The organism is Bradyrhizobium sp. Bra78 (assembly GCF_024519855.1).
GTDB lineage: Bacteria > Pseudomonadota > Alphaproteobacteria > Rhizobiales > Xanthobacteraceae > Bradyrhizobium > Bradyrhizobium japonicum_G.
Genome location: NZ_JALJRE010000008.1, coordinates 24,410 through 50,897, shown reverse-complemented (window position 1 = coordinate 50,897; position 26,488 = coordinate 24,410). Strand labels below are relative to the sequence as shown.

The 26,488-nt window shown below is 64.7% G+C and carries 24 protein-coding genes; 8 read left to right on the top strand and 16 right to left on the bottom strand.

Annotated features, from left to right (window positions below; all coding sequences use genetic code 11):
• Positions 1-42: 42 nt before the first annotated feature.
• From OC450_RS18805 to OC450_RS18795, 3 genes are all read right to left on the bottom strand, one after another.
• A complete protein-coding gene (locus tag OC450_RS18805) occupies positions 43-1,941 on the bottom strand; it encodes a potassium transporter Kup (protein ID WP_211383330.1) in 1,899 nt (632 codons plus the stop codon).
• Between the two features lie 246 nt (positions 1,942-2,187).
• Positions 2,188-3,018, bottom strand: coding sequence for a flagellar motor protein MotB (locus OC450_RS18800; RefSeq protein WP_211383329.1), 831 nt, complete (start codon positions 3,016-3,018; stop codon positions 2,188-2,190).
• Between the two features lie 24 nt (positions 3,019-3,042).
• On the bottom strand, positions 3,043-3,816 hold the full coding sequence (locus OC450_RS18795) for a motility protein A (protein ID WP_071915126.1): 774 nt from the start codon (positions 3,814-3,816) through the stop codon (positions 3,043-3,045).
• 345 nt (positions 3,817-4,161) lie between these two features.
• On the opposite strand from OC450_RS18795, the gene OC450_RS18790 reads away from it, so the two are divergent.
• Complete coding sequence (locus tag OC450_RS18790; protein WP_211383328.1) at positions 4,162-4,455, top strand: hypothetical protein; 294 nt, start codon at positions 4,162-4,164, stop codon at positions 4,453-4,455.
• Between the two features lie 15 nt (positions 4,456-4,470).
• On the opposite strand, the gene OC450_RS18785 is transcribed toward OC450_RS18790, so the two are convergent.
• The 4 genes from OC450_RS18785 to OC450_RS18770 form a co-directional block, all read right to left on the bottom strand.
• Positions 4,471-5,190 carry an RraA family protein gene (locus OC450_RS18785; RefSeq protein WP_262048521.1) on the bottom strand — a complete coding sequence of 240 codons (720 nt, stop codon included), beginning with the start codon at positions 5,188-5,190 and terminating at the stop codon, positions 4,471-4,473.
• 152 nt (positions 5,191-5,342) lie between these two features.
• Positions 5,343-6,224: a CDP-alcohol phosphatidyltransferase family protein gene (locus OC450_RS18780; RefSeq protein WP_211383327.1), complete on the bottom strand. Its 882-nt coding sequence runs from the start codon at positions 6,222-6,224 to the stop codon at positions 5,343-5,345.
• A gap of 87 nt (positions 6,225-6,311) precedes the next feature.
• A complete protein-coding gene (locus OC450_RS18775) occupies positions 6,312-7,016 on the bottom strand; it encodes a phosphatidylserine decarboxylase (RefSeq protein ID WP_256806929.1) in 705 nt (234 codons plus the stop codon).
• Positions 7,017-7,093: 77 nt separating this feature from the next.
• Positions 7,094-9,052, bottom strand: a complete 1,959-nt coding sequence (locus OC450_RS18770; protein WP_211383325.1) for an ABCB family ABC transporter ATP-binding protein/permease — start codon at positions 9,050-9,052, stop codon at positions 7,094-7,096.
• A 200-nt stretch (positions 9,053-9,252) separates the two neighbouring features.
• Here OC450_RS18770 and OC450_RS18765 point away from each other — a divergent pair, with 200 nt between their 5' ends.
• Positions 9,253-9,858, top strand: a complete 606-nt coding sequence (locus tag OC450_RS18765) for a TIGR00730 family Rossman fold protein (protein WP_211383324.1) — start codon at positions 9,253-9,255, stop codon at positions 9,856-9,858.
• On the opposite strand, the gene OC450_RS18760 is transcribed toward OC450_RS18765, so the two are convergent.
• From OC450_RS18760 to cysS, 4 genes are all read right to left on the bottom strand, one after another.
• A complete protein-coding gene (locus OC450_RS18760) occupies positions 9,855-10,232 on the bottom strand; it encodes a VOC family protein (protein ID WP_211383323.1) in 378 nt (125 codons plus the stop codon). The two genes, OC450_RS18765 and OC450_RS18760, sit on opposite strands and share 4 nt — an antisense overlap.
• A 131-nt stretch (positions 10,233-10,363) precedes the next feature.
• The gene (gene cimA, locus OC450_RS18755; RefSeq protein WP_262048421.1) at positions 10,364-11,962 is read right to left on the bottom strand and encodes a citramalate synthase; all 1,599 of its coding nucleotides are present in this window, start codon (positions 11,960-11,962) and stop codon (positions 10,364-10,366) included.
• On the bottom strand, positions 11,959-12,450 hold the full coding sequence (locus OC450_RS18750) for a GNAT family N-acetyltransferase (RefSeq protein WP_262048420.1): 492 nt from the start codon (positions 12,448-12,450) through the stop codon (positions 11,959-11,961). The genes cimA and OC450_RS18750 overlap by 4 nt, the downstream gene beginning before the upstream one ends.
• A gap of 115 nt (positions 12,451-12,565) precedes the next feature.
• Complete coding sequence (gene cysS / locus OC450_RS18745) at positions 12,566-13,948, bottom strand: cysteine--tRNA ligase (RefSeq protein WP_262048419.1); 1,383 nt, start codon at positions 13,946-13,948, stop codon at positions 12,566-12,568.
• 289 nt (positions 13,949-14,237) lie between these two features.
• Between cysS and OC450_RS18740 the strand changes: the two genes are divergently transcribed.
• Entirely contained in the window at positions 14,238-14,543 is a 306-nt protein-coding gene (locus OC450_RS18740; protein WP_262048418.1) for a hypothetical protein, read from the top strand.
• Positions 14,544-14,674: 131 nt separating this feature from the next.
• On the top strand, positions 14,675-15,865 hold the full coding sequence (locus tag OC450_RS18735) for a DUF2865 domain-containing protein (protein WP_262048417.1): 1,191 nt from the start codon (positions 14,675-14,677) through the stop codon (positions 15,863-15,865).
• 218 nt (positions 15,866-16,083) lie between these two features.
• On the opposite strand, the gene OC450_RS18730 is transcribed toward OC450_RS18735, so the two are convergent.
• Genes OC450_RS18730 through OC450_RS18720 form a run of 3 tightly spaced genes read right to left on the bottom strand, consistent with a single transcriptional unit; the run spans position 16,084 to position 19,612 of the window.
• Complete coding sequence (locus OC450_RS18730) at positions 16,084-17,841, bottom strand: NAD+ synthase (protein WP_262048416.1); 1,758 nt, start codon at positions 17,839-17,841, stop codon at positions 16,084-16,086.
• Between the two features lie 24 nt (positions 17,842-17,865).
• A complete protein-coding gene (locus OC450_RS18725) occupies positions 17,866-18,219 on the bottom strand; it encodes a diacylglycerol kinase (protein ID WP_063983991.1) in 354 nt (117 codons plus the stop codon).
• Positions 18,220-18,223: 4 nt separating this feature from the next.
• Positions 18,224-19,612, bottom strand: a complete 1,389-nt coding sequence (locus tag OC450_RS18720; protein WP_211383316.1) for a class II 3-deoxy-7-phosphoheptulonate synthase — start codon at positions 19,610-19,612, stop codon at positions 18,224-18,226.
• A gap of 181 nt (positions 19,613-19,793) precedes the next feature.
• Here OC450_RS18720 and OC450_RS18715 point away from each other — a divergent pair, with 181 nt between their 5' ends.
• The 3 genes from OC450_RS18715 (at position 19,794) to OC450_RS18705 (ending at position 23,279) form a co-directional block, all read left to right on the top strand.
• A complete protein-coding gene (locus OC450_RS18715) occupies positions 19,794-20,690 on the top strand; it encodes an alpha/beta fold hydrolase (RefSeq protein ID WP_211383315.1) in 897 nt (298 codons plus the stop codon).
• Positions 20,691-20,862: 172 nt separating this feature from the next.
• Positions 20,863-22,620 (top strand): adenylate/guanylate cyclase domain-containing protein, encoded by a 1,758-nt coding sequence (locus OC450_RS18710; protein ID WP_262048415.1) that lies wholly within the window; start codon positions 20,863-20,865, stop codon positions 22,618-22,620.
• 230 nt (positions 22,621-22,850) lie between these two features.
• On the top strand, positions 22,851-23,279 hold the full coding sequence (locus OC450_RS18705) for an SgcJ/EcaC family oxidoreductase (protein ID WP_211383313.1): 429 nt from the start codon (positions 22,851-22,853) through the stop codon (positions 23,277-23,279).
• A 69-nt stretch (positions 23,280-23,348) separates the two neighbouring features.
• Here OC450_RS18705 and OC450_RS18700 read toward each other — a convergent pair whose 3' ends face one another.
• Both OC450_RS18700 and OC450_RS18695 read right to left on the bottom strand, forming a co-directional pair.
• A complete protein-coding gene (locus tag OC450_RS18700; protein WP_211383312.1) occupies positions 23,349-23,612 on the bottom strand; it encodes a hypothetical protein in 264 nt (87 codons plus the stop codon).
• Positions 23,613-23,799: 187 nt separating this feature from the next.
• Positions 23,800-25,284, bottom strand: a complete 1,485-nt coding sequence (locus tag OC450_RS18695; RefSeq protein WP_262048520.1) for an aldehyde dehydrogenase family protein — start codon at positions 25,282-25,284, stop codon at positions 23,800-23,802.
• A gap of 113 nt (positions 25,285-25,397) precedes the next feature.
• On the opposite strand from OC450_RS18695, the gene OC450_RS18690 reads away from it, so the two are divergent.
• A complete protein-coding gene (locus OC450_RS18690; RefSeq protein ID WP_262048414.1) occupies positions 25,398-26,480 on the top strand; it encodes a helix-turn-helix transcriptional regulator in 1,083 nt (360 codons plus the stop codon).
• The last annotated feature ends 8 nt before the right edge of the window (positions 26,481-26,488 follow it).

The window sequence follows — 26,488 nt, the reverse complement described above, 5'->3', positions numbered from 1 at the left end:
GGCCCTCACCATGCAAAATTTGCATAGGTCGGCCGATTGCGTTCAAATGGTGACTTGGGTGCCGACTTCAACCACCCGTCCGGTGGGAATCTGGAAATAGTCGGTGGCGTCATTGGCAGACCGGCTCAGCGCGATGAACAGATGGTCCTGCCAGAGCGGCATGCCGGACTGCGCCGAGGCCTTGAGCGAGCGCCGCGACACGAAGAACGACGTCGACATGATGTCGAACTGCCAGCCCTGCTTGCGCGCGATCGCGAGCGCCTTGGGTACGTTCGGCTGCTCCATGTAGCCGAAGCGCAGCCGGACCTTGGAGAACTTGTCGCTGATCTTCTCCATCCGGAACCGATCGGACAGATCGACCCGCGGTGTCTGCGCGGTCTCGATGGTCAGGATCACGTTGTGCTCGTGCAGCACCTTGTTGTGCTTGAGATTGTGCAGCAGCGCGGTCGGCACGAAGGAAGGATCGCTGGTGAGGAATACCGCCGTGCCCTTGACGATGTGCGGCGGCCGCTTCTCCAGGCTCTTGATCAGGTCGTCGAGCGGCACCTCGATCCGGCGCGTTTTCTGGATCAGGATCCCCGTCCCGCGCCGCCAGGTCCAGATCGTCCCGGCCATGACGACGCCGAACAGCAACGGTACCCAGGCGCCTTCGAGCAGCTTGAGCAGATTGGCGCTGAAGAAGGTCATGTCGACGACGACGAAGGGCATGATCACGGCGGCTGCCGTTGCAGCGCGCCAGTTCCACAATTTCCAGATCACGACGAAGCCCATGATGCCGTCGGCAACCATGGTGGTGGAGACCGCGATGCCGTAGGCCGAAGCCAGATTGCTGGAGGTGTGGAACAACAGCACCAGCAGCATCACGCCGATCAGCAGCAGCCGGTTCACCCGCGGCAGATAGATCTGGCCGGCATGAGTCTCGGAGGTGTAACGCACCTCGAAGCGCGGCAAGAGGCCGAGCTGCACCGCCTGATAGACCAGCGAATAGGCGCCGGTGATCACCGCCTGGCTCGCGATCACGGTCGCTGCGGTCGCGAGTCCGACCAGTGGCAGCACCAGATATTCGGGCACCATGCGATAGAACGAATGCTCGATCGCACCGGGGTCGGACAGCACCAGCGCGCCCTGCCCGAAATAGTTGATCAAGAGCGAAGGCAGCACGAAGAACATCCAGGCCGACTGGATCGGCTTGCGGCCGAAATGGCCGAGATCGGCATAGAGCGCCTCGCCACCGGTGACCGCCAGGAAGACGGCGCCCAGCGTGACGAGGCCGATGGTGCCGTGTGAGAGCAGGAATTGCAGCGCGTAGTAGGGATTGATCGCAGCCAGTACCGATGGATCGTCGGCGATATGGACGGCGCCCATCACCGCCAGGCAGCTGAACCAGATCACCATCACCGGCCCGAACGCCGAGGCCACCAGCGCGGTCCCCTTGCTCTGGACCGCGAACAGCAGCACCAGAATGAAGACGGTGAGCGGCACGACGTAATGCTCGAAGGCGGGGGTGGCGAGCTTCAGGCCCTCGACCGCCGACAGTACCGAGATTGCCGGCGTGATCATGGAATCGCCGATGAACATGGAGGCGCCGACAACGCCGAGCGCGAGCAGGAACCAGCTTCGCCGTCCGAGCGCACGCTGGCCGAGTGCCATCAGCGAGAGCGTGCCGCCCTCCCCGTTGTTGTCGGCGCGCAGCAGCAGCAGGACGTATTTGGCGGTGACGACGATGAAGAGCGCCCACAGGATCAGCGAGAGCACGCCGAGCACCATGACCCGCGAGACCGGCTCGCCATGGGCCGCACCCCGGACCGCCTCGTGGAACGCGTAGAGCGGCGACGTCCCGATATCGCCGAAGACGACGCCGATGCTCCCGAGCGTCAGGCCCCAGAAACCCGAGGTGACCGGCCCATCCTGAGCTTCGGTGGATGTGATGCTCGCCGTCATGTGAAACTAGAAACGCTTCTTCCAGAGAATTGATCCGGCGCTTGTGACGGTTCTGGCGCGCCTGTCAATCGGCACCCCACCATAGCAGGCGCCGGGGCAGATGCTGTGACGGCGCAGCAACGGTCATCGCCAGCGCGACGACATGCCTCAGGTAAGATGGTAGCGCAAGTGCCGAAAGCCTTTCCACTCCGATTGAATCGGAACGGGATCAGGTTCAAGCGAAGCAGCGTCCGCCTCGCTCGAAAACTAGGGCTTCAGATTCGGCGGCAGCGGCGGGTCTTCGCGCATCAGTGTGATGGTCACCCGCCGGTTGGCCGCGAGCGAGGGATCGTCCGGGAACAGCGGCTGGGTGTCCGCCTTGCCGGCGACGGCGAAGATGTGCGAGGCCGGCAGGCCCTCGCGTTCGAGGATCTGGCGCACGGCATTGGCGCGGTCGGCCGACAGGTCGAAGGCACCGTAGTCGCCGCGGGTCGGCACGAACCCGGCTGCGGTATGGCCTGCGATGGAGACGCGAAGCGGCGTCGCCTTGAGCGGAACAGCGAGCTTCTCGATCAGGCGCCGCGTGCGGTCGTAGGGGACCTTGGAGCCGTCGGCGAACATCGAGCGGCCGTCCTGGTCGACGATCTCCAGGTTGAGGCCCTGCTTGGTTTCCTCGAACATGATGTGCTTGGACATCTCGGTCAGTTCCGGCATGTCCTGCAACGCCTGACGCAGCGAGGCCGCGGCGAGGGCGAAATTGCGGTCGACCTTGATCTTCGCGCCCGACGTGCGGTCGCGGTCCTCCTGGTCCGGTGTCGGCGTGTTGGAGGAGTCTTCAGGCTGGATATGGTCGACGTTCTTCAGCCGCGGACGTGTCGGCAGACCGTCGGACTCGACGATACCGGAATAGCGCGCTTCGCTCTGCACGCCGAAGGCGTCGCGCATCGAACCGGCGACGATCTTCAGCTTGTTGGCATCCTGCGTCGAGAACGCGACGAGCATCACGAAGAAGCTCATCATCAGGCCCATCAGGTCGGCGAAGGTCACGAACCAGCCGTGACCGCCACCGTGAGCATCGCCGCGCTTCTTCTTGGCCATCTCTCGATATCCCGGCGGGCGGCGTTACGCCGGCACCGGCTCGCCTTCGGCGTGACGATGCTTCTCCGGCAGATAGGCCAGCAGCATTTCGCGCACGAGCGTCGGGCTCTTGGAGTCGCGGATCATCAGGATGCCGTCGATGATCAGCGTGCGGTTGGTCTCTTCGTCGAGCAACTTGCCGTGCAGCTTGTCGGCGATCGGCAGACAGAACAGGTTCGCGACCAGGGCGCCGTAGAGGGTTGCGAGCAGCGCGGTCGCCATGAACGGGCCGAGCTTGGAGGGGTCGGTCATGTTGGCGAACATCTGCACCATGCCGATCAGGGTGCCGATCATGCCGAAGGCCGGGGCGCAGTCGCCGATGGCGCGGTAGATCTTGCTGCCCTCGTCGAGGTGCATCAGGAAGTTGTCGCGGTCGCGCTCGAGATTGTCGCGGATGAAGTCGAGGTCGTAACCGTCGGCGACGTAGCGGATGCCCTTGGCCAGGAAGGGCTCGTCGGTCTCGACCTTTTCGAGCCCGACCGGACCCTGCTTGCGGGCGATCTCGGCGATGCGGGCGAGTTCGTCGACGAGGTCATGGGCCGACAGGCGGCTCATGGTGAAGGCGAACTTGGCGCCGAGCGGAAGGCCGTGCAGGAGCGCCGAGAGCGGGAAGCGGATCATGGTCGCGGAGATCGAGCCGCCGAAGATGATGATCATGGCATGTTCGGAGATGAACATGTGGAGATCGCCGCCCATGAAGACCATCGCCGTGATGACGATGATGCCCGCAATGAGCCCGACGCTCGTCATGATATCCATGGGACACTCCAACGCGAACGAACAACGGCCATCCTGGCCGCTGGCGCAGTCCAACCCCGAACCGCATCGGAAACCCTAGAGCGCCGCCCTTAAAGCCGCGTAAAGGTTAAGTTGAGCCGACGCGCCTGACTGGCGCAGCGCGCTGAAACGACGCCGGCTTTGCCGGCCTCCGACAGGCATCTCAACGTTTTGCTAACCATAAGGCGTCGCGCGCCCCGTCGGCTCGGCCCGGTGCGCTCGCTTGATCGCGTGGACAGTCTGGCTGCGGCCCTGGGCCACATCAGGGGGCGGAGGATCGGTTGGTAGTCTGGAGCGGGGCGGACGCTCGTGGCGGGAGCCATCGCAATGGTGACGCTGTTCAGTCTTCTTACCGCACTTCCCGCTGTGCTGGCGCTCCATATGCTCGAGCCCGAGCTCGTCCTGCCGGCGTTCAGCGTGCTGCTCTTTGTCGAGGCTGCCTTCGCCGTGATCGCAGCGCGCCTGATCCACGCCGCCGACAATGCGGAAGACATCACCCTGTGGGATTTGGCCGGCGGCTTCACCTTGATTGGCTGCGCTGCCGCGGTGCTGGGCGAGCCGGATCAGGCTGCCCTGTTCCTGGCTGAACAGGGCAGCCCGCGAGCGGCGTCGCCGCCGTAGATCGTGCCGGTCCGGTTAGTGGATTTCCGCCGAGCGCCTCAGCGCGGCCTTCAGCTTCTCCAGCGAGAAGTCGGGGCTGCGGGCGATCTCCAGGATCGGCGTCTCGCGGCGGCCGCAGAGCTCGGCGGCCTCGGGCAGCTTTGCGGCGATGTCGAGCGGGATCACGATGGCGCCGTGCTGGTCGGCGTGGATGAGGTCGTCGGACTTCACGGTCATGCCGGCGACGCGGACCTCGCCGCCAAAGCTCTCCGCATGCACCCAGGCATGCGACGGGCCGATCGAGCCGGCCAGCGCCTGAAAGCCCGGGGCCCATTGCGGGATGTCGCGGATCGAGCCGTCGGTGATGACGCCGAGACAGCCAAGCGCCTTGTGCACGTTGCTCTGCACCTCGCCCCAGAACGCGCCGTAGCCGACGTCGGGACCGTCGATGTCCTGGATCACCGAGATGCGCGGGCCAAAGCCGGTGCCGACATATTCGTAATATTCGATGCGGCGCTTCGACTGCTCTTCGGCCGGTAGCGAGGACTTCAGCACCGAGCGGATCGCCACCGTGCGGGCATAGCCGACGATCGGCGGCAGGTCGGGAAACGGACAGACCAATTGCTTGGTGGTGTAGCCAATCAAGCGGCGCTCGGGCGCCACGATCTCCATGGCATTGCAGATCGTCGGCGTGTCATAGCGGCCCAGCGCTTCAAGGACGGAAGCGGGCAGCGGCCCGGTCGCGTTATCGGTCACGGCGTTCTCTCCCAGATTGGCGGCCGCTGTTGGCGCGGTGCCGCCGGCACTGGCGATATAGCCGAGATCGGGTCTCAACCCAACTCAGGAAGCCCTCATGGCTGATATCCGGGTTTTGCCGCTCAGTGCCTTGCCGCTCGGTGCCTTGCCGCTCAGTGCAGCCTTCCGGGCCGATCGTCGTCATGCGGCGGCTCGGACAGGTTTGCCAGCGTCGGTGCCGAGGGCGGCGACGGGACCTCGCCTCCCGAAGAAGCTGCTGCTTGCATCGCGCGCGCCTGGTCGCGATAGGATTTGTAGCCGAGCGGCAGGCAGACCAGATACAGCACCGTGCCGATCGACAGCACGTGCCAGGGATAGGCGATCAGCAGCGCGATGAAGACGATCACGGCGACGAACGCCGGCAGCACCAGCTCGGGCGCCACGCGCATCCGCTTGGTCTTGCCGGAGAACACCGGCAAGCGCGACACCATCAGGAAGGCAATCAGCAGCGTGTAGCCGGCCGTCAGCGCCGCGGGCCAGCGCCCCAGATCCAGGAACGCCGCATAGATCGGCAACATCACGGTGATCGCCCCGGCCGGCGCCGGCATGCCAGTGAAGAAATTGGCGGCGAAGGCCGGCTTGTTCGGATCGTCCAGCGTGGCATTGAAGCGCGCGAGGCGCAGGCCACCCGAAATCGCGAACACCATCGCGGCAATCCAGCCGGCATTGCCGAGCTCGTGCAGCTGCCAGAAATACAACATCAGGCCGGGCGCGACGCCGAAATTGACGAAGTCGGCGAGGCTGTCGAGCTCGGCGCCGAACTTGGACTGACCCTTGATCAGGCGCGCGATGCGGCCATCGATGCCGTCGAGCGCGGCCGCGAACACGATGGCGTAGACCGCGAGCGACATCCGCCCCTCGATCGAGAGCCGGATCGAGGTCAGGCCCGCGCAGATCGCCAGCAGCGTGATGACGTTGGGCACCAGCATGCGCACCGGGATCGGGCGGAACCGCCTGCGGCGCACGTCGGGATCTTTGAAGTCATAGGGCGTCATGGCTCGTCCTCACCTTGAGGCGAGATATAGCAAGCCATGTTCCTCTCCGCCATTGCGGCGGAAGGCCCCTTGAGGCCGACTTGATGGTTAATTGGCGCGGTAGGCGCGGCTCGGGTCGTCTCCGGCAAGATCGGCCAAGATCGTCTCGCCGGCGATCGCGGTCTGCCCTTCCGAGACCAGCGCCTTGGTGCCCAATGGCAGATAGACGTCGAGCCGCGAGCCGAAGCGGATCAGGCCGAAGCGCTCGCCGGCGCCGATCGCCTGCCCCTCCTTGACGAAGCAGACGATGCGCTTGGCGACGAGCCCCGCGATCTGGATCACGCCGATCCGCGCCGTCGGCGTCGTTATCACCAGCGAGTTGCGCTCATTGTCCTCGCTCGCCTTGTCCAGCTCGGCATTGATGAACAGGCCGGGCCGGTAGGCGATACGGTCCACCCTGCCCGCGATCGGGCTGCGGTTCACGTGGCAGTTGAACACGCTCATGAAGACCGAGATGCGCGGCAGCGGCCGGTCGCCGAGCCCGAGCTCGGCCGGCGGCAGCGCCATGGTGATCATCGAGACGCGGCCGTCGGCCGGCGACACCACGAGCCCTTCGCGCACCGGCGTCACTCTGACGGGATCACGGAAGAACAGCGCGCACCACACGGTCAGGATGGTGCCGATCCACCCCAAGGGCGACCACAGCCAGAACAGGATGAGGCTTGCCAGCGCAAAGCCGCCGATGAAGGGATAGCCCTCCTTGTGGATCGGCGGGATCTGGCGCTGGATCGAATCGAGAATGGACATCGCTATCTGCCGCTCAGGGTTGATGGCGCAGGTCGTCCCGCGCGGTGGAGTTGTTTAGGCCAGAGTTGGGACCGGAGACAAGGTCACTCGGCAGCCGCAGGTGCCGTCAGGACGTCGGCGACCGGCGGAGGCTCCCGGTTGGGCGCCTCGCGGCTGTCGGCCATCTGGGCCAATTTCTCACGCGCCGCCTCGGCTTCGCGCTGCCTGTTCCACATGCTGGCGTAGAGGCCGCCCTGCGCAAGCAGTTGTGCGTGGGTGCCGCGCTCGGCGATGCGGCCCTGGTCCAGCACGATGATCTCGTCGGCGCCGACGATGGTCGAGAGCCGGTGCGCGATCACGAGCGAGGTGCGGTTCTTGGCCACGCGCTCGAGCGCGCCCTGGATCTCGTGCTCGGTGTGGGTGTCGAGCGCGGAGGTCGCCTCGTCCAGCACGAGGATCGGCGGCGCCTTCAGCACGGTGCGCGCGATCGCGACGCGCTGCTTCTCGCCGCCGGACAGTTTCAGGCCGCGCTCGCCGACCTGGGTCTCGTAGCCCATCGGCGCCATGCGAATGAAATGGTCGATCTGCGCCAGGCCCGCCGCCTCCTCGACTTCGGTGTCGCTGGCGTCCCAGCGGCCGTAGCGGATGTTGTAGCGGATGGTGTCGTTGAACAGCACGGTGTCCTGCGGCACCATGCCGATGGAAGCGCGCAAGCTGGCCTGCGTAACCTCGCGAATATCCTGGCCGTCGATCAGGATCCTGCCGCCGGAGATGTCGTAGAGGCGGAACAGGAGCCGCGAGATGGTCGATTTGCCCGCGCCCGACGGCCCGACGATCGCGACCGTCTTGCCCGCCGGCACCTCGAAGCTGATGCCTTTCAGGATCGGCCGCGCCGGCTCATAGGCAAAGCGCACGTCCTCGAAACGCACGGTGCCGGCGGAGATGACCAGTGGCTGCGCATCGGGAACGTCCTTGATCTCGGCCTCGCGTCCCAGCACCCCAAACATCTTCTCGATGTCGATGATGGCCTGCTTGATCTCGCGATAGACCATGCCCATGAAATTCAGCGGCTGGTAGAGCTGGATCATCATGGCGTTGACCAGCACGAAATCACCGACCGTGTTGGTGCCGTTGCGTACGCCGATCGCGCACATCAGCATGGTCGCCGTCAGCCCCAGCGTGAAGATCACGGCCTGGCCGGTGTTGAGGACGGCGAGCGACGTATAGGCCTGAACGCTCGACTCCTCGTAGCGCGCGACCGAGCGGTCATAGCGCTGCGCCTCGCGCGCCTCGGCGCTGAAATATTTCACGGTCTCGTAGTTGAGCAGCGAGTCGATCGCCTTGGTGTTCGCCTCGGTGTCGGAATCGTTCATCTTGCGGCGGATGCCGATCCGCCACTCGGTCGCGATATAGGTGTAGTACATGTAGACCGTAACCGTGATCAGCGTCGCGACCACGTAGCGCCAGTCGAATTGCCAGAGCAGCACGGCCATCAGGAGCGAGACCTCGACGATGGTCGGGATCAGCTGGAGGATCACCATGCGCACGATGACTTCGATGCCCTCGCGGCCGCGCTCGAGCACGCGCGTCAGGCCGCCGGTCTTGCGCTCGAGGTGAAAGCGCAGCGAGAGCTCGTGCATGTGAATGAAGGTGATGGTGGCGAGCTTGCGCACCGCATGCATGGCGACGCGCGCGAAGATGCCGTCGCGCCATTGCGTCATCACCGCCATCAGGATGCGCATCACGCCGTAGCTGGCGGTCAGCAGCAATGGCGAGGCGATCACCCAGAGATGCCAATTGTCGGGCAGCACCGGCGCGGTGTTGGCGCCGGTCAGCGCGTCTGTCGCCCATTTGAAGCTGAACGGAACCGTCAGCGTGATCAGCTTGGCGGCGAGCAGCAGCACCATCGACCAGACCACCCTCATCTTCAGGTCGAAGCGGTCGCCCGGCCAGATATAGGGCCACAGATGCGCCAGCGTGCCCATCAGCGTAGCCCGCTCCAGCTGTCCCCCGGGAGGCGGATCAGGAACGTCGGCGCCGTCGAACGATTGAGGTTGGTCCATCAAGAAGCCTGAAAGCCCGCCGGATGCGGGCGCGGTACGATTTGCGATTTTCGCTCGTCATATAGAGCCTTCCCGATGCCAGCGCACCCCGCCAGATGGCGAATCTTCGATTGTTTGCCGCCATTTACCGGTAAATATCCGGGTCACCCGAATCACCGATTGGGCTTGACGCCTCTTCGCTGCAATGCATCATGGCACCAATGAGCACGATCAAAACCGTCTGTGTCTATTGCGGCTCCGGCCCCGGAACCAATCCCCGCTTCACCGAGGGCGCCAAGGCGTTCGGCAAGGCCCTCGCCGATAACAACATTCGCCTCGTCTATGGCGGAGGCTCGCTCGGCCTGATGGGCTCGGTCGCGACCTCCGTGCTGGATCACGGCGGCAGCGTCACCGGCATCATTCCCGAATTCCTGCGGAAGCGCGAGAACGCGCTGACCCGCGTGCAGGAGATGATCGTCACCCCCGACATGCACGAGCGCAAGCGGCTGATGTTCGAACGCTCCGACGCCTTCGTGGCGCTGCCGGGCGGCGTCGGCACGCTGGAGGAGCTGGTGGAGCAGCTGACCTGGAAACAGCTCGGCCGCCACGCCAAGCCGGTGCTGCTCGCCAATTTCGACAATTTCTGGGAGCCGCTGTTCTCGCTGCTGTCGCACATGCGCCAGACCGAGTTCATCCGCGCCGGCCTCTCGGTCGACATCCTCAAGGCCGATCGGGTCGAGGAGATCCTGCCGAAGCTGAAGGCCGCCGTGGCGCAGCTCGCCGAGGCGGAAAAAGAGCTCGCGCCGGAAGTTGCACGCAAGCTTTAGCCAGCGGGAAACGTCACCGCCTCGATCCGGTTGCCGTCGGGATCGGTGACGAACGCCGCGTAGTAGCGCACGCGGTCGTGCGGGCGGATACCCGGCGCGCCGTCCGATGCGCCGCCGGCGGCAAGGGCCGCGGCGTGAAATGCATCGACCTCGGCCGTCGTCTTTGCCCGCAGGCAGATGTGCACGCCGCTCTCGGGGGCGACATGCGGCATGCCCTCGCGCAGATTGATCCAGAATTCGGGATAGGCCTTGCCGAAGCCGACCGTCCGCGGCCGCGTGACGAGGCGCGACAGGCCGAGGGCGGCGAGCGTCGCCTCGTAGAATCTTGCCGAGCGATCGAGATCGCCGACGCCGACGGAGATGTGGTCGATCATTGGTCGCGCTCCCCTCTCTCCTCGGCATTGCGAGCCAAGCGAAGCAACCCAGACTGTGCCGGCGGAGACAATCTGGATTGCTTCGTCGCTTCGCTCCGCGCAATGACGGTGTTTGTGGCGCCGCCGTCGTTCTACGCCGGCGCGCCCGACTTCACGAGCTTGTAGATCACCGAATCCATCAGCGCCTGGAACGAGGCGTCGATGATGTTCGGGGACACGCCGACCGTGGTCCAGCGATCGCCGGTCTCGTCCTCGCTCTCGATCAGCACGCGCGTCACCGCGCCGGTGCCGCCATTGAGGATACGCACGCGGTAGTCGATCAGCGTCAGCCCCTCGATGTATTTCTGGTACTTGCCGAGGTCTTTTCGCAGGGCAACGTCGAGCGCGTTGACCGGGCCGTTGCCTTCGGCGGCCGAGATCAGGTGCTCGCCGGCGACGTCGACCTTGACCACGGCGAGCGCCACGGTGACGCGCTCGCCATGCGAATTGTAGCGCTGCTCGACATTGACGTCGAACTGCTCGACCTCGAAATAATGCGGCACCTTGCCGAGCGTGCGGCGCGCCAACAGATCGAACGAGGCGTTGGCCGATTCATAGGCGTAGCCTTGCGCCTCGCGCTCCTTCAACTCCTCGACCAGACGCGTCAGCTTCGGGTCGCTCTTCTCGTAGGGAATGCCGGCCCGGTCGAGCTCGGCGATGACGTTGGAGCGGCCGGCCTGGTCGGACACCAGCACCTTGCGGTGATTGCCGACCAGTTCCGGCAGGACGTGCTCATAGGTCTGCGGATCCTTCAGCACGGCGGAGGCATGAATGCCGGTCTTGGTGACGAACGCGCTCTCGCCGACATAGGCCGCATGCCGGTTCGGCACGCGGTTGAGCATGTCGTCGAGCGTGCGGGACACCTTGACCAGGGTCGCCAGCTTCTCTGCGGTGACGCCGATTTCGAAGGCGTCGACGAATTCCTGCTTCAGCTTCAAGGTCGGGATCAGCGAGCAGAGATTGGCGTTGCCGCAGCGCTCGCCGAGGCCGTTCAGCGTGCCCTGGATCTGCCGCGCGCCGGCGCGCACCGCGGCCAGCGAATTCGCCACCGCCTGCTCGGTGTCGTTATGGGCGTGGATGCCGACATGATCGCCGGGGATGTGCTTCGTCACCTCGGTGACGATGGCCTCGACCTCGTTCGGCATGGTGCCGCCATTGGTGTCGCACAGCACCACCCAGCGCGCGCCGGCCTCATAAGCGGCCTTGGCGCAGGCCAGCGCGAAGCTCGCGTCCTCCTTGTAGCCATCGAAGAAATGCTCGCAGTCGAGCATGACCTCGCGGCCGGCGGCCTTCGCGGCGGCCACGCTGTCGCGGATCGAGGCGAGGTTCTCCTCCTTGGTCGTCTCCAGCGCCACGCGCACCTGATAGGCGGAGGATTTTGCCACGAAGCAGATCGCATCCGCCTTCGCGTCCAGCAGCCCAGCGACACCGGGATCGTTGGAGACCGACCGCCCTGCCCGACGCGTCATGCCGAAGGCGGTGAAGCGCGCATGATCGAGTTTCGGCTTGGTCGCGAAAAACTCGGTATCGGTCGGATTGGCGCCGGGATAGCCGCCCTCGACATAGTCGATGCCGAGATCGTCGAGCATCGCCGCGATCACCTGCTTGTCCGTCAGCGTGAAATCGACGCCATTGGTCTGCGCGCCGTCGCGCAGCGTGGTGTCGAACAGATAGAGACGCTCCCTGCTCATTGCGGTGCTCCGAGCGTCTTCTGCATCGTGGTGTTGGCGAGCCACTCGTCGTTGACGGTGACGGTGTTGCGCTGCTTGGCGATATAGCCGCGCTTGGCGAAGAAGCCTTGCGCGGTGTCGCTGGCATCGACCGCGAGGCTGGTCGCGCCACGGCCGCCGGCGAGCTTCTCCAAAGCATCGACCAGCATGGTCGCGATGCCCTGCCGGCCGACGGCCGGATGCACATAGAGCATGCGGATGTAATCGGCGCCGCGCAGCGAAGCGAAGCCGACGGGTGAGCCCTCGAGCGTCGCGACCAGCGTCAGGTCGGCCGCGAGCCGCTTGCCGAACTCCTCGTCATCGGCCGCGGCCATCCAGGCCTGCTGCTGCGCTTCGTTGTAATCGTCGCCGGTCAGCTCCTCGATGCTGGCGGCGAAGATCGCGGCGAGCACCGGCACGTCATCAGGCAGCAGGGGCCGCAGGCCGGGTTTTGGCAAAGTCTGTCCCATCGTCTTCACCACATCCCATAGAGTTTCAGCGCCAGCGCCACGGCAGCGCCGAGCAGCAGGATTTTCAGCGCGATGTAATAGAGCCAGTGCCGCGGGAACGGCGTGTCGGGGCGCGTCATCGTGCGACCTCCCACGTCGTCCCTTCCTTGGAGTCCTTGATCGCAACGCCCATCGCCGCCAACAGATCGCGGATGCGGTCGGATTCCGCAAAATCCTTGCGCGCACGCGCGGTCGTCCGCTCCGAGATCAGACGCTCGACTTCCCTGGCATCGACCCCGCTCGCCTGCCGCTTGCGCCCTTCCCACTGGGCTGCGCTCTCCGAGAGGAAACCGAGCAAGCGCAATGACCCCGCCAGGGCAGCCACGTCACTGCCACGCAGGCCATGCAGCGCCGCGATTGCGAGCGGCGTGTTGAGGTCGTCGAGCAGCGGCTCGACCACCGACGAAGCCGGCTGGCCGGGCGCGACGTCGGCCGCGACGCGATACCAATCGTCGAGCGTCTTGGCGCTCTCCTCCAGCGACTTCGTGGTCCAGTCGATCGGCGAACGATAATGCGTCTTGAGCATGTTCAGACGCAGCACCTCGCCCGGCCAGTCCGCGAGCAGCTCGTGGATGGTGACGAAGTTGCCGAGGCTCTTCGACATCTTCTCGCTCTCGACCTGCAGGAAGCCGTTGTGCATCCAGGTGTTCGCCATGCGCGGCTGGTGGAAGGCGCAGCAGGTCTGCGCCACCTCGTTCTCGTGATGCGGAAACACGAGATCGATGCCGCCGCCATGGATGTCGAAATGCTCGCCGAGGTGCTTCCAGGCCATGGCCGAGCACTCGACGTGCCAGCCTGGACGCCCCTGCACGGCGATGCCCGCCGGCGACGGCCATGACGGCTCGCCCGGCTTGGACGGTTTCCACAGCACGAAGTCGGTGTTGTCTTTCTTGTAGGGCGCGACATCGACGCGCGCGCCGGCGATCATCTCGTCGAGCGAGCGATTGGACAGCGCGCCATAGCGCGGCAAGCCGGAATTGGCGGCGTTCATCGCCTGCGGCGAGAACAGCACATGGTCCTCGGCGACATAGGCGAAGCCGCCGGCAACCAGCCTCTCGATGATCTCGCGCATCTCGCCGATATGCTCTGTCGCGCGCGGCTCGACAGTCGGACGCAAGCAGCCCAGCGCATCGACGTCGGCGTGAAACTGCCTGCCGGTCTGCTCGGTGACCTTGCGGATCGCCTCGTTCAGCGGGAGCCCTGGAAAATCGCGCGCGGCGCGGTCGTTGATCTTGTCGTCGACGTCGGTGATGTTGCGGACATATTTGACGTGCGCCTCGCCATAGAGATGGCGCAGCAGCCGAAACAGCACGTCGAACACGATCACCGGCCGCGCATTGCCGATATGGGCGAAGTCGTAGACGGTCGGTCCGCAGACATACATGCGGACATTGTTCGCATCGAGCGGCTGGAACGGCCGCTTCTCCTTCGTCAGCGTATCGTAGAGGCGCAAGTCCATATGGATACCCGTCGGCTGTTGGCCGGGCGTCCAGTGCTCTCAATGTTTTTGAGAAAAGACGGCTCCAGCCAGCGAATCGCTAGCTCGTAATCTCGCGGCAAATGGCGCAAATGACGAGGAGACCGTTCATGACGGAACATATGGGCTATGAGGCCGCCCCGCGTCAAGAGAGCCGCGGAAACGCCGCTTTATCTCCGCAATCCGCGGCCGCCTGCCTTTATGGTTCATCATCCTTAACTATTTGAGCCCATTCTGGAACTGGCAGTTCCTTTTTTGCCCCGGTGTTTTCATGCGATCATTGCTTGCGCTGATTTCCTGCGCCTCCATCCTTGCGGCGTCCAGCGCATGCGCCGAGACCCGCGTCTTCATCATCGCCAACCAGGCCGACGGCTACGGCGTCGACCAGTGCCTGGCCAAGGGCGAGACATGCGGCGCGCAGGTCGCACGCACCTATTGCCAGTCACGCGATTTTGCCCAGGCATCAAGCTATCGCCGGGTCGATCCCGACGAAATTACCGGCTCCGTCCCCAAATCCGGCGCAAACTGCTCCCATGGCCATTGCGACGAATATGTCGCAATCACCTGCCAGCGCTGAATTCGCTCGGAACTGGCGTAACTTAGGCCCCGATCCTTGGTCCCCGAAACGACGTGACGATGCCGCAGGAAGCGGCTATTGGAGGGCGCGCTTCGGCCTTCCAGATCACGCTGGGCCGTGACCTCGCTAGAATGGCGGATATGCCTGAATTTTTGTCCCTCTCCCGTGCCCGCTTCCTCCTTGCCTGCGCCGTGCTCCTTGGCACCGTCGTGCTCGCCACCGGCGCTTTCGCACAGGCCGGCCCGCCCGGACCGCCGCCTCAGCCCGGCCAGAACGGGCTTGGATCTAATCCGATGTGCGTGCGTCTGGAAGGACAGCTCGCCGCGCTCGATCGTGGCGGCGGCGGTGACCCCGCGCGCGAGGACCAGATCCGCCGCTATCAGGAGTCCCAGACCCGTCAGCAGGCCGAGCTCGACCGCGTCACCATGCAGGCCAAGCGCATGGGCTGCGATTCCTCCGGATTCTTCTCGCTGTTCAACGGCCAGTCGGCACAGTGCGGTCCGGTCAACACCCAGATCCAGCAGATGCGCGCCAATCTGGACCAGATCACCGGCAATCTCGAGCGCCTGCGCGGCGGCGGCCCCGGCGGCTTCAGCCCGGAGCGCGACAACCAGCGCCGTTCGGTGCTTGCAGCGCTGGCGCAGAACAATTGCGGCCCGCAATATGCCAACGCCGCGCAGTCGCAAGGCGGCGGCAATTTCCTGAGCAATCTGTTCGGCGGCAACAACGCCAACAATCCGCAAGCCGTGCCGCCCTCCGATCTCGGGCCGCAATCCGGCACCTACCGCACCGTGTGCGTGCGCACCTGTGACGGCGCTTACTTCCCCATCTCGTTTGCCACCGTGCCGGCGCGCTTCCCTGACGACGAGAGGACCTGCAAGGCGCTGTGCCCGGCCGCTGAAGCCGTGCTCTACACCCATCGCAATCCCGGCGAGGACATGAACTCCGCGGTCTCCATCAGCGGCCAGCCCTACACGGCGCTGCCGACCGCCTTCAAATTCCGCAGCGAGTTCAACCCGTCCTGCTCCTGCAAGGCCGCGGGCCAGACCTGGGCCGATGCGCTGAAATCGGCCGACGACAAGGCCGCGGCCGAGCAGCAAGGTGACATCATCGTCACCGAGGAGAGCGCCAAGAAGATGCAGCAGCAGCGGCTCAACAAGGGCACGCCTGCGAATGCCAAGAAGGGCGCTGCTCCGGCACCCACGACAGCCGCCGCGCCCGCGGCGACGCCGCCTGCGGATACCGGCACGCCTGCGACCTCGTCCGAGAACAAGCCGATCCGCTCGGTCGGACCGAGCTTCCTGCCGCAGCAGCAGAAGTAGTGCCGTTCCCTTCTCCCCTTGTGGGAGAAGGTGGCGCGAAGCGCCGGATGAGGGGTTCTATCCGCGCTCACATATGCATATGCGTACGTGGAGATAGACCCCTCACCCGAGTGAGTCCGTTTCGACGGCAGTGCTGCCCTCTCCCACAAGGGGCGAGGGCACAATAACGCCCATCTCGCTCGCGGGTATGGGCGGGGTAAACCCAAGCGCCAAACCCGTCACCCCTCGAACGCGTCGATCGACGCTTTGCTCCCGCGGGAGACCAGCGTCTCGTCCGCGGCGGGCAGCGGCTCTCCCTTGTCGCGAAAACGGTTGGTGATGGGGTAGCGGCGGTCGCGGCCGAAATTCCTGGCCGTTACCTTCACCCCCGGCGCGGCCTGGCGGCGCTTGTATTCGGCGACGTTGAGCAGATGGTCGATGCGCACCACGGTCTCGCGATCGAAGCCGGCGGCGATGATCTTGTCGAGCGGCTCCTCGCGCTCGATCAGGCGCTCCAGGATGGCATCGAGCACGTCGTAAGGCGGCAGCGAGTCCTGATCGGTCTGGTTCTCGCGCAATTCCGCGGTCGGCGGACGCGTGATGATATCGGGGGGAATGACCTCGCCTGCAGGGCCCAGCGCGCCATCGGGTTTCCAGCTGTTGCGCAATGCCGCCAGCCGAAACACCTGCGTCTTGTAGATGTCCTTGATCGGGTTGAAGCCGCCGTTCATGTCACCATAGAGCGTGGCGTAGCCGACCGACATTTCCGACTTGTTGCCTGTCGTCATCACCATCAGGCCGGTCTTGTTGGAGATCGCCATCAGCAGCGTGCCGCGGGTGCGGGCCTGGAGATTTTCCTCGGTGATATCAGGCGGCAGATTCTTGAAGATGTCCGAGAGAATAGTCTCGAAGCCGCTCACGGCTTCCGCGATCGGCAGCACCTCGTAGCGGATGCCGAGATGGCCGGCGAGCTCGCCGGCGTCCGCGATCGAGTGTGCTGCCGTATACCGGTAAGGCAGCATCACGCCGTGCACCTGGTCGGCGCCGAGTGCATCGACCGCGATCGCAGCGCACAGGGCGGAGTCGATGCCGCCGGAAATGCCGAGCAGCACGCCGGGAAAGCCGTTCTTGGCGACGTAATCGCGCAGGCCCAGCACGCAGGCGGCGTAGTCGGCATGGTCGCCCTCGGGCTGCGCGGCGATCGGTCCCGTGCAGCGCCAGTCGTCGCCGTTGCGCGTGAAGCGCAGCGTCGTGATGCTCTCCGCGAACGCCGGCAGCTGCGCGGCGAGCGAGAGGTCGCCGTTGAGCGCAAAGGAAGCGCCGTCGAACACCAGTTCGTCCTGGCCGCAGACCTGGTTGAGATAGACCAGCGGCAGCCCGCTTTCGGTGACGCGCGCGACGGCGACCGACAGGCGCACGTCGCTCTTGTCCCGGGCGTAAGGCGAGCCGTTCGGCACCAGGAGGATCTCGGCGCCGGTCTCGGCCAGCGTCTCGACCACGTTCTCGTAATCCTCGGACTGCTCCAGCCAGATGTCCTCGCAGATCGGAACGCCGATGCGCACGCCGCGCACGGTCACGGGGCCTGCGGCAGGCCCGCGCGAAAACAGCCGCTTCTCGTCGAACACGCCGTAATTCGGCAGATTGCATTTGAAGCGCAAGCCGGCGATACGGCCGCCATCGAGCAACGCGCAGGCATTGTAGAGCCTGCCCTCCTCGACCCAGGGCGTGCCGACCAGCATGGCCGGGCCGCCATCGGCGGTCTCGCGGGCAAGCCCCTCGATCGCGGCGCGGCAGGCAGCCTGGAAGGCCGGCTTCTGCACCAGGTCTTCCGGCGGATAGCCGGCAATGAACAATTCCGGAAACAGCACGAGATCGGCGCCGTCCGCGATCGCCTGCAGACGCGCAGCACGGACTTTCGCGGCGTTGCCCTCGATGTCGCCCATGGTCGGATTGAGCTGGGCGAGCGTGACCGCGAATGCGTTGAGACGTTCGGTCATGGCCGCCGCGCTCCGATTATTGGGTTAGAGGAATCCCAATCGCTCGATGATGGCAATGATCCAGAACGCGCCGGCCATCAGCAGCGCAACGCCGACCGCGGCCGAGCCCATGTCCTTGACCCGCCCGATCTGCTTGTCGTGGTCCATGGTCAGACGGTCGGCAAGCTTTTCGATCGCGGTGTTGAGCAACTCGACCGTCAGCACGAAGGCAACCGAACAGACCAGCTCGACCGCCCGCAGCGCCGTCGCGGCGACGAACCATGCCAGCGGCACCGACAGGATGAGCGCAAATATCTCCTCGCGAACGGCCTGCTCCGAACGGAACGCAAAGGCCAGACCGTTACGGGAATTGATCGTGGCCTTCCAGATCCGCAGCAAGGTGTTAGAGCCCCGCTGCGGCCGGCATCGGCTTGACCTTGCCGGCGCGCTCCTGCTTGAGAAGCTCCGCGACCAGGAACGCCATGTCGATGGATTGCTCGGCATTGAGGCGCGGATCGCAGACCGTGTGGTAGCGATCGTTGAGATCCTCGTCCGTAATCGCGCGGGCGCCGCCGAGACACTCGGTGACGTCCTGGCCGGTCATCTCCAGATGCACGCCGCCGGCATGGGTGCCCTCCGCGGCGTGGATCGCGAAGAACGACTTCACCTCGGACAGGATGCGGTCGAACGGACGCGTCTTGTAACCCGACGTCGAGGTGATGGTGTTGCCGTGCATGGGATCGCAGGACCAGACCACCACTTTGCCCTCGCGCTTCACGGCGCGGATCATGTTCGGCAGATGCTCGCCGACCTTGTCGGAGCCGAAGCGGCCGATCAGCGTCAGCCGGCCCGGCTCGTTGTCGGGATTGAGCACGTCGATCAGCTTCAGCAGCTCGTCGGGCTTGAGCGACGGGCCGCATTTGAGCCCGATCGGGTTCTTGATGCCGCGGAAATATTCGATATGGCCGTGATCGAGCTGGCGGGTGCGGTCGCCGATCCAGATCATGTGGCCGGAGGTCGCGTACCAGTCGCCGGTGGTGGAATCGACGCGGGTCATGGCCTGCTCGTAGCCGAGCAGCAGGGCCTCGTGGCTGGTGTAGAAATCGGTGGCGCGCAGCTCGGGATGGGCCTCGAGATCGAGGCCGCAGGCGCGCATGAAATTCAGCGCGTCGGAAATGCGGTCAGCCAGCTCCTTGTAGCGGCGGGACTGCGGCGAGTCCTTGAGGAAGCCGAGCATCCACTGATGCACGCTGCCGAGATTGGCGTAGCCGCCGGTGGCGAAGGCACGAAGCAGGTTCAGCGTCGCCGCCGACTGGCGATAGGCCATCAGCTGGCGCTGCGGATCCGGCACGCGCGCTTCCCTGGTGAAGGCGATGTCGTTGACGATGTCGCCGCGATAGCTCGGCAGCTCGACGCCGTTGATCTTCTCGGTCGGCGAGGACCGCGGCTTGGCGAACTGGCCGGCGACGCGGCCGACCTTCACCACCGGCACCGCGCCGGCGTAAGTGAGCACCACCGCCATCTGCAGCAGCACGCGGAAGAAGTCGCGAATGTTGTTGGCGCCGTGCTCGGCAAAGCTCTCGGCGCAATCGCCGCCCTGCAGCAGGAAGGCCTCGCCGGCCGCGACCCGCGCCAGTGCCTTTTTCAGGTTGCGCGCCTCGCCCGCGAACACCAGCGGCGGAAAGGTCGCAAGCTGCGCCTCGACGTCGGCCAGGGCCTTGGCGTCGGGATAATCGGGCACCTGGAGCACCGGCTTGCTGCGCCAGGACTCGGGCGTCCACCGCTCGGACATCGCAATCTCTCCGTGAAGCAAAAAGCACAACCTGATCTGTGGGTTGCGAGGGCCGCCTTATACACAGGCTGGGTCCCCGCCGCCAGTTGTAAATCCATTCGGCACTGCAAACCCTTGCGGGAAAAGCCAAATTCGCATTTGTTGGGAAACGGCGAGGAAACTGGCAGGATACCGGCTGCCCATGGACGCGGCACTGGACGACGTTTTCATCGACGAGATCAGCTTCCCGGCGAGCGACGGGTATGCGCTGGCCGGCACCTTGTTCCTGCCGCGCGGGACCAAGCGCCATGCCGTCCTGATCAACTCCGCGACCGCCGTCCCGCGAAAAATCTATCGCGGCTTTGCCTCCTATCTCGCCCACCGCGGCTGCGCGGTCCTGACCTACGACTATCGCGGCATTGGCGACTCCCGGCTGCCGGCGATGGTCGGCTACAACCAGCCGAAATCGCTGGTCGGCTTCAAGGCCTCGATGTCGGACTGGGCCGCGCTCGACGTCGCCGCCGCGGTGCACTGGATGCGCGAGCGCTACAACACCCTGCCCCTGGCCTATGTCGGCCACTCCTTCGGCGGCCAGGCGCTGGGGCTGATCGCAAACAACAGCGAGATTTCGCGCGCCGCCTTCGTGGCCTCGCAAGCGGCAACCTGGCGGCTGATGACATCTCCGGAGAAATATCGCGTCTACGCCTTCATGAATCTTGTCGGCGTGCCGCTCGTCCACGCGCTCGGCTACGCGCCGGGCTGGGCCGGCATCGGCGAGGACCTACCCAAGGGCGTGTTCCTGCAATGGGCCGAGTGGGTCTCGAGCCCGCGCTACCTGTTCGATTCAAAGCTGCCGGCGCTGGAGAATTTCGCAAAATTCAAGGGCGAGCTGCGCGCGCTGTGCTTCTCCGACGATGCCTGGGCGACGCGGCCGGCGGTCGAGCTGCTCACGTCCGGCTTCACCGCGATCAAGCCGGAGGTGCTGACGGTGAAGCCGTCCGACGTCGGCGCCAAGGGAATAGGCCATTTCGGCTTCTTCCGCCCCGAGCATCGCGACACGCTATGGCGCGGCGTGGCGGAATGGATCCAGGGGGAGTGAGAATAGAGCGCGAAAGGCGTGGACCGGCACATGCTGCTTCTCGGGGTGAAGCAGACCGGCGCAAAGTGCTCCGGCATTTCGTCTTGTGATTCCGAACGAACGTCGGCGCTAGCCGAAAGCAGTTCTGCGTGCTTTGATGCGCTGGGCCAGATATCATATTTTAGAGGCCATTTTGACCGGCGAGCGCGTGGAACGACGACTTGTAGCGGTGTTGGCTGCGGATGTCGCTGGTTACAGCCGTCTCATGGGCGCCGACGAGGAAGGCACGCTGGCCCGGCTGAAGGAAGCTCGAAAGTCCGTTGTCGATGCCACGATCTCTGCGCATCGCGGCCGCATCGTCAAGACCACCGGCGACGGCATGCTGGTCGAGTTTGCGAGTGCGGTAGACGCGGCGCGCAGTGCGGTTGAAGTCCAGCGCAGAATGGCGGCGCAGAACGCCGACGTCTCCCCGGCAATGAGGATCGAATTCCGGATCGGCATCCACATCGGCGATATCATCATCGATGACAACGACATCTTCGGCGATGGCGTCAACATCGCAGCGCGCCTCGAAGGGATAGCCGACCCCGGCGGCATCTGTGTTTCCGACGATGCTCGTCGGCAGATTCGCGGCAAGATAGACGTCGCCTACGACGATATGGGCCTGCAGGCACTCAAGAATATCGCCGAACCGATGCATGCATGGCGTCTTCTTGTCGATGAGTACTCCTCTGCAGCATCAACGCCAGGTCAAGCGCCTGAAATCGCGGGACCCCTTGCGCTTCCGGACAAGCCATCCATCGCGGTGCTGCCGTTCCAGAACATGAGTCCCGATCCGGACCAGGAGTTCTTCGCCGACGGAATCGCGCAGGACGTCATCACGGCTTTGTCGCGATACTCCTCACTGTTCGTCATCGCCCGCAATTCGTCGTTTTCCTTCAAGGGACGCGCGGTCGACGTGAAACAAGTCGGGCGCGAACTCGGCGTTCGCTATGTGCTTGAGGGCGGTCTGCGAAAATCCGGCAACCGCGTCCGCGTCACCGCACAGCTTGTCGAAGCGGAAACGGGCAAACATGTCTGGGCGGAACGTTACGACCGCGATATAGCCGACATCTTCTCCGTACAGGATGACATCGCGCAATCCACGACCATCGCCATCGCACCGGTCATTGCCGGCGCCGAGCAACAGCGGGCGATGCGCAAGCCACCCGCAAGTCTTGATGCCTGGGGTGCCTACCAGCGTGGAATGTGGCATCTGGGCAAGGCGAGCGCCGAGGATGATGCCGTTGCCGGACAGTTCTTTCAGCGGGCCATTGATCTCGACCCAATGTTCGCGCCCGGATATATCGGGCTCTCCACCATGCTCAGTCGGGCGAAAGGAACACAAGTCAAAGAAGAAGAATTGGCGCGACGCGCGGTCGCTCTGGATGGTGGCAACGCTGACGCCCATTCACGCCTGGCGCTGGCGCTCAACGCTCGGGGCGATCACAGCGGGGCACATGCCCAGGCCGAACGGGCGCTGGCACTCTGCCCGAATCTGGCAGCGGCTCACGGAGCTTTGGGCGTCATTCTCGCGTATTCCGGCCGTCCAAAAGAGGGGCTCGTCGCCCTCGAGACGTGCATTCGACTCGACCCTCGTGACCCGTCGCTGGTGAATCGCTTGAACCAGGTCGCATTGGCTCACTATTTTTGCCGGGACTACGCCGCCGCAGTCGAGACGGCGGAGCACGCGATCCGAACATTTCCCGATTTTCCCTCCCCCTACCGCTGGCTTGCCGCTGCTCTCGGCCAACTCGGTCGCACCGCTGAAGCCGAAGATGCGCTGCAAAAAGCAATCGCAATTTCATCCACATCCTTCGAGTTTCAGGTCCGTCAGCGGCCACCGTGGTTTCGGCCAGAAGATCACGCCCTCATGCTGGACGGCCTTCATAAAGCCGGTTGGGAGGATTGAAGAAGCAGTCGACCGATTTCCGTTCATGGCCCATCGTATCGGTGATGTGGTGCGGAGTCCTGCGCAAACGGGACGTCACCGGCCAAGGGACGAGCCGCCGCGATTGACCCAACTCCGACATTGGCTGTAACTTTCAAGTATTGCTTGATGAATTGAGCTGAAATTTTCCGGCGCAGGTCCACGCGGCCGAACCGCCGCCCTAGCCGTACCGAATATATTGGAGCGTCCTTATGCAGAGGCTATTCGCAATTTTTCTGATTGTCGTTGGTTTTTCCTTGCCTCAACTTGCGAAGGCCGGACCAAACGAAGACGCCGCGGCGGTCAGAGCGCAGTGGGAGCAGGTCTACAATTCGGGCGATGCCGACAAGTTCGTCGCACTCTACACCAGCGAAGCAACGCTTTTCGGGTCGGTTGCCCAACTCTTCTCAGGCTCAGCGGGCGTACGCGCCTACTTTAGTAAGCTCCCTCCAGGCATCCAAGTAAAGATGGGAGACCAACAAGCCGTCGCGGTGGTGCCAGACGTCCTTCTTAGCTCCGGCTTTGCGAATTTCATTCTCAAGGACGGCACAGTGGTCCCCTACCGTTTGACGCTCGCGATGGTGAAGGTAGACGGCCGATGGCTGATTGCTCAGCATCACGGCTCACCCGTGCCAAAATGAACTGAGGAACGAGTTGCTCGTAGGTGGGGGGCTGGTCGTCGGGGCGAAGCGGAACCATGAGTAGACGCCCTAGCGAATGATCATCGTCAGAGACGAGTAACGCTTGTTCGGCTTGGCTTCGCCCGGCGCGAATTGCGCAAAGGCGTCGCTGACGCGCACGGCCGGCGGCGTATCGCCGGCGAACCGGAATTCCTTCGGCCGCGGCGCGTAGAAGCTGGCGCTGTAATAGGCGTCGTCGAAGCGCGCTTCGCCAACCCCGAACAATGCGTCGCACGCGAACAGGAGCGCGTAGACTCCCGCGACGGCAACGACGATCTCCCTGAGAACTGACATGCTGATGCCCCAACCTTTTGCAGGCAGCATGCAGGTCGGTTCCAAAACTCTGGTTTAAGGCGCCGTGCTTCTTGTCCGCAGGGTTTGCCGCGACTGAGCGGAATGCAGACAATTTGACCGATCTCGAAAAGAGAGCCCGCCTGACCGAAAGATCAGGCGGGCTCCAGGCTTGGCCGCTCGGGAGGTATCAGACGGCCAGGTTCATCCACACAGCCTTGGGTTCGGTGAAATTGTCGAGCGCGGCCGTGCCGTGCTCGCGGCCGAGGCCGGAGTCGCGCTCGCCGCCCCAGGGCAGGCGCACGTCGGTGTAGCCATAAGTGTTCATCCACACCGTGCCTGCGCGCGCCCGCTTGGCGAAGCGCTGCAGCCTGCCGATATCGCGGCTCCAGACACCGGCGGCGAGGCTGTAGGCGGTGCCGTTGGCGATCCGCAGGGCATCGGCCTCGTCCCTGAACTTGATGACGCTGAGGACGGGGCCAAAGATTTCCTCCTGCGATATCCGCATCTCGTGTTCGACGCCCGCGAACACCGCGGGGCTGATGAAATAGCCGCGCTCGCCGACCCGCGTCCCGCCGGTGACGAGGGTTGCCCCCTCCTTCTGCCCGATATCGACATAATCGAGGATCGACTTCATCTGCTTCTCGGAGATCACGGGACCGAGCGTCGTCTTGCGATCGAGCGGATCGCCGATCCTGAGCGATCTTGCGCGCGCAGCCAGCCGCTCGACGACCTCGTCATAGGCTTTCTCCTGCACCAGCACCCGGGAGCCGGCCGAGCACACCTGCCCCGCATTGAAGAAGATGCCGGATGCCGCAGCCTTGCTTGCTGCTTCGAGATCGGCATCGTCGAAGATGACGTTGGCCGACTTGCCGCCAAGCTCGAGCGAGACGCGCTTGAAGTTGCCGGCCGCGCCCTTCATGATTCCGCGGCCCACGCCGGGCGAGCCGGTGAAGGTGACCTTGTCGACGTCGGGGTGATTGACCAGCGCGTCGCCGACGACGCGGCCGGGCCCTGTGACGACGTTGAAGACGCCCGCCGGCAGGCCGGCTTCGAGCGCAAGCTCGGCGATGCGCAGCGCGGACAGCGAGGTCAGCTCGGCCGGCTTCATCACGATCGTGCAGCCGCAGGCCAGCGCCGGCGCGAGCTTCCACATCCCGATCATCAGCGGGAAATTCCACGGCACGATCGCTGCGACCACGCCGACCGGCTCGCGCACGGTATAGGTCAGGGCATCGTCACGCACCGGCACGACGTCGCCGCTGATCTTGTCGGCCCAGCCGGCATAATAGATCAGCGTGTCGATGGCGGCCGGAAAGTCCTGGCGCATCGTCGCGGAGATCGGCTTGCCGGCATCGATCGACTCGAGCTCGATTATCTCGTCGGCGTGCTGTTTCAGCAGCTCGGCCCAGCGCAGCATGATCTGGCCGCGCTCGGAGGCGCGCATCGTGCGCCAGGGACCTTCGAACGCCCTGCGCGCTGCCGCCACGGCGTGCTCGACATCCGCCTCGTTGCCTTCGGCAACAGTCGCGATGACCTGACCGGTCGCGGGATTGAGGGACTTGAAGGTGCGGCCGGAGCTGGCGGCCACGCGGCGACCGTCGATCAGCAGATGCTGCGGCCGGGCCATGAATTCGGTCGCCGGCGAATGCGCAAAGTCATATGCAACAGACATCATATTCTCTCCATCTTTGGTATGCCAGCCTAGGCGCCTCGTGCCTGCAGTAAATATGATATGGTTTGCAAATGGACGCCCCACATATGAAGCGCAGTTCATAAGGATATCAGATGCTTCAGATCGAGATCGAGGCCGTCTGGCGGTTTCGCCGCGAGGGCAATCCGCGCACCGTCGTCGTCATGCTCGGCATCCTCAATGAAATCAGGAAGACCGGAAAGATCACCAGCGCGGCCAGCGATGCGCACCTGTCCTATCGCCATGTCTGGAATCTGATCGAGCAATGGTCGGAATTCTTCGGCACGCCGCTGGTCGAGACCCAGCGCGGCAAGGGCTCGAAACTCACGCCGTTCGGCGAGCGGCTGGTGTGGGCCGGCGAGCGCATGCAGGCCCGGCTCGGGCCGCAGCTCCAAAACCTGGCGCAGGAGCTGGCAAGCGAGATCAAGCCGTTCCTCGAGCAGCGCCCCTCGGTGATCCGCGTCCATGCCAGCCACGGCTTTGCGGTGGCGAAGCTGCGCGAGTTCCTCGACCGCGAGCCCGGCATCGGCGTCGATTTGCGCTATGTCAGCAACCAGCATTCGCTGGTCGCGCTGGCACAGGGTGCCTGCGACCTCTCCGGCCTGCATCTGCCGCACGGCGCGCTGCGCGCCCAGGGCATCAAGGCGGCGCGCGAATGGCTCGATCCGCGCGAAGATCGCATCATCAGCTTCGTGACCCGCGAGATGGGATTGATGGTCGCGCGGGGCAATCCGCTGCGCATCGCTTCGCTCGGCGATCTCACCGGCCCCAAGGTGCGCTTCGTCAACCGCGACCATGATTCCGGCACGCGCCTGCTGTTCGACCATCTGCTCACCGCAAGCGGCATCGACGAGAGCAGGATCAACGGCGCGCAGCAGATCGAGTTCACCCACGCCGCGGTCGCGGCCTATGTCGCGAGCGGCATGGCGGATGTGAGCTTCGGCGTCGAGGCGGCCGCCCGGCATTTCGGCCTCGATTTCATCCGCCTCCTCACCGAGGATTATTTCTTCGTCTGCAAGCGCGCGTTCCTGGACACCGGGCCGATGCAACGCATTCTCGAGATCATCCGCAGCGCCGATTTTCGCGCGGCTGTCGCGACGCTACCCGGCTACGTGCCGTCCGACACGGGCACTGTCACCGGCGTGAAGGCGTTTCTGGAGTTGCATGCCGTGCGATGATGCCGAAG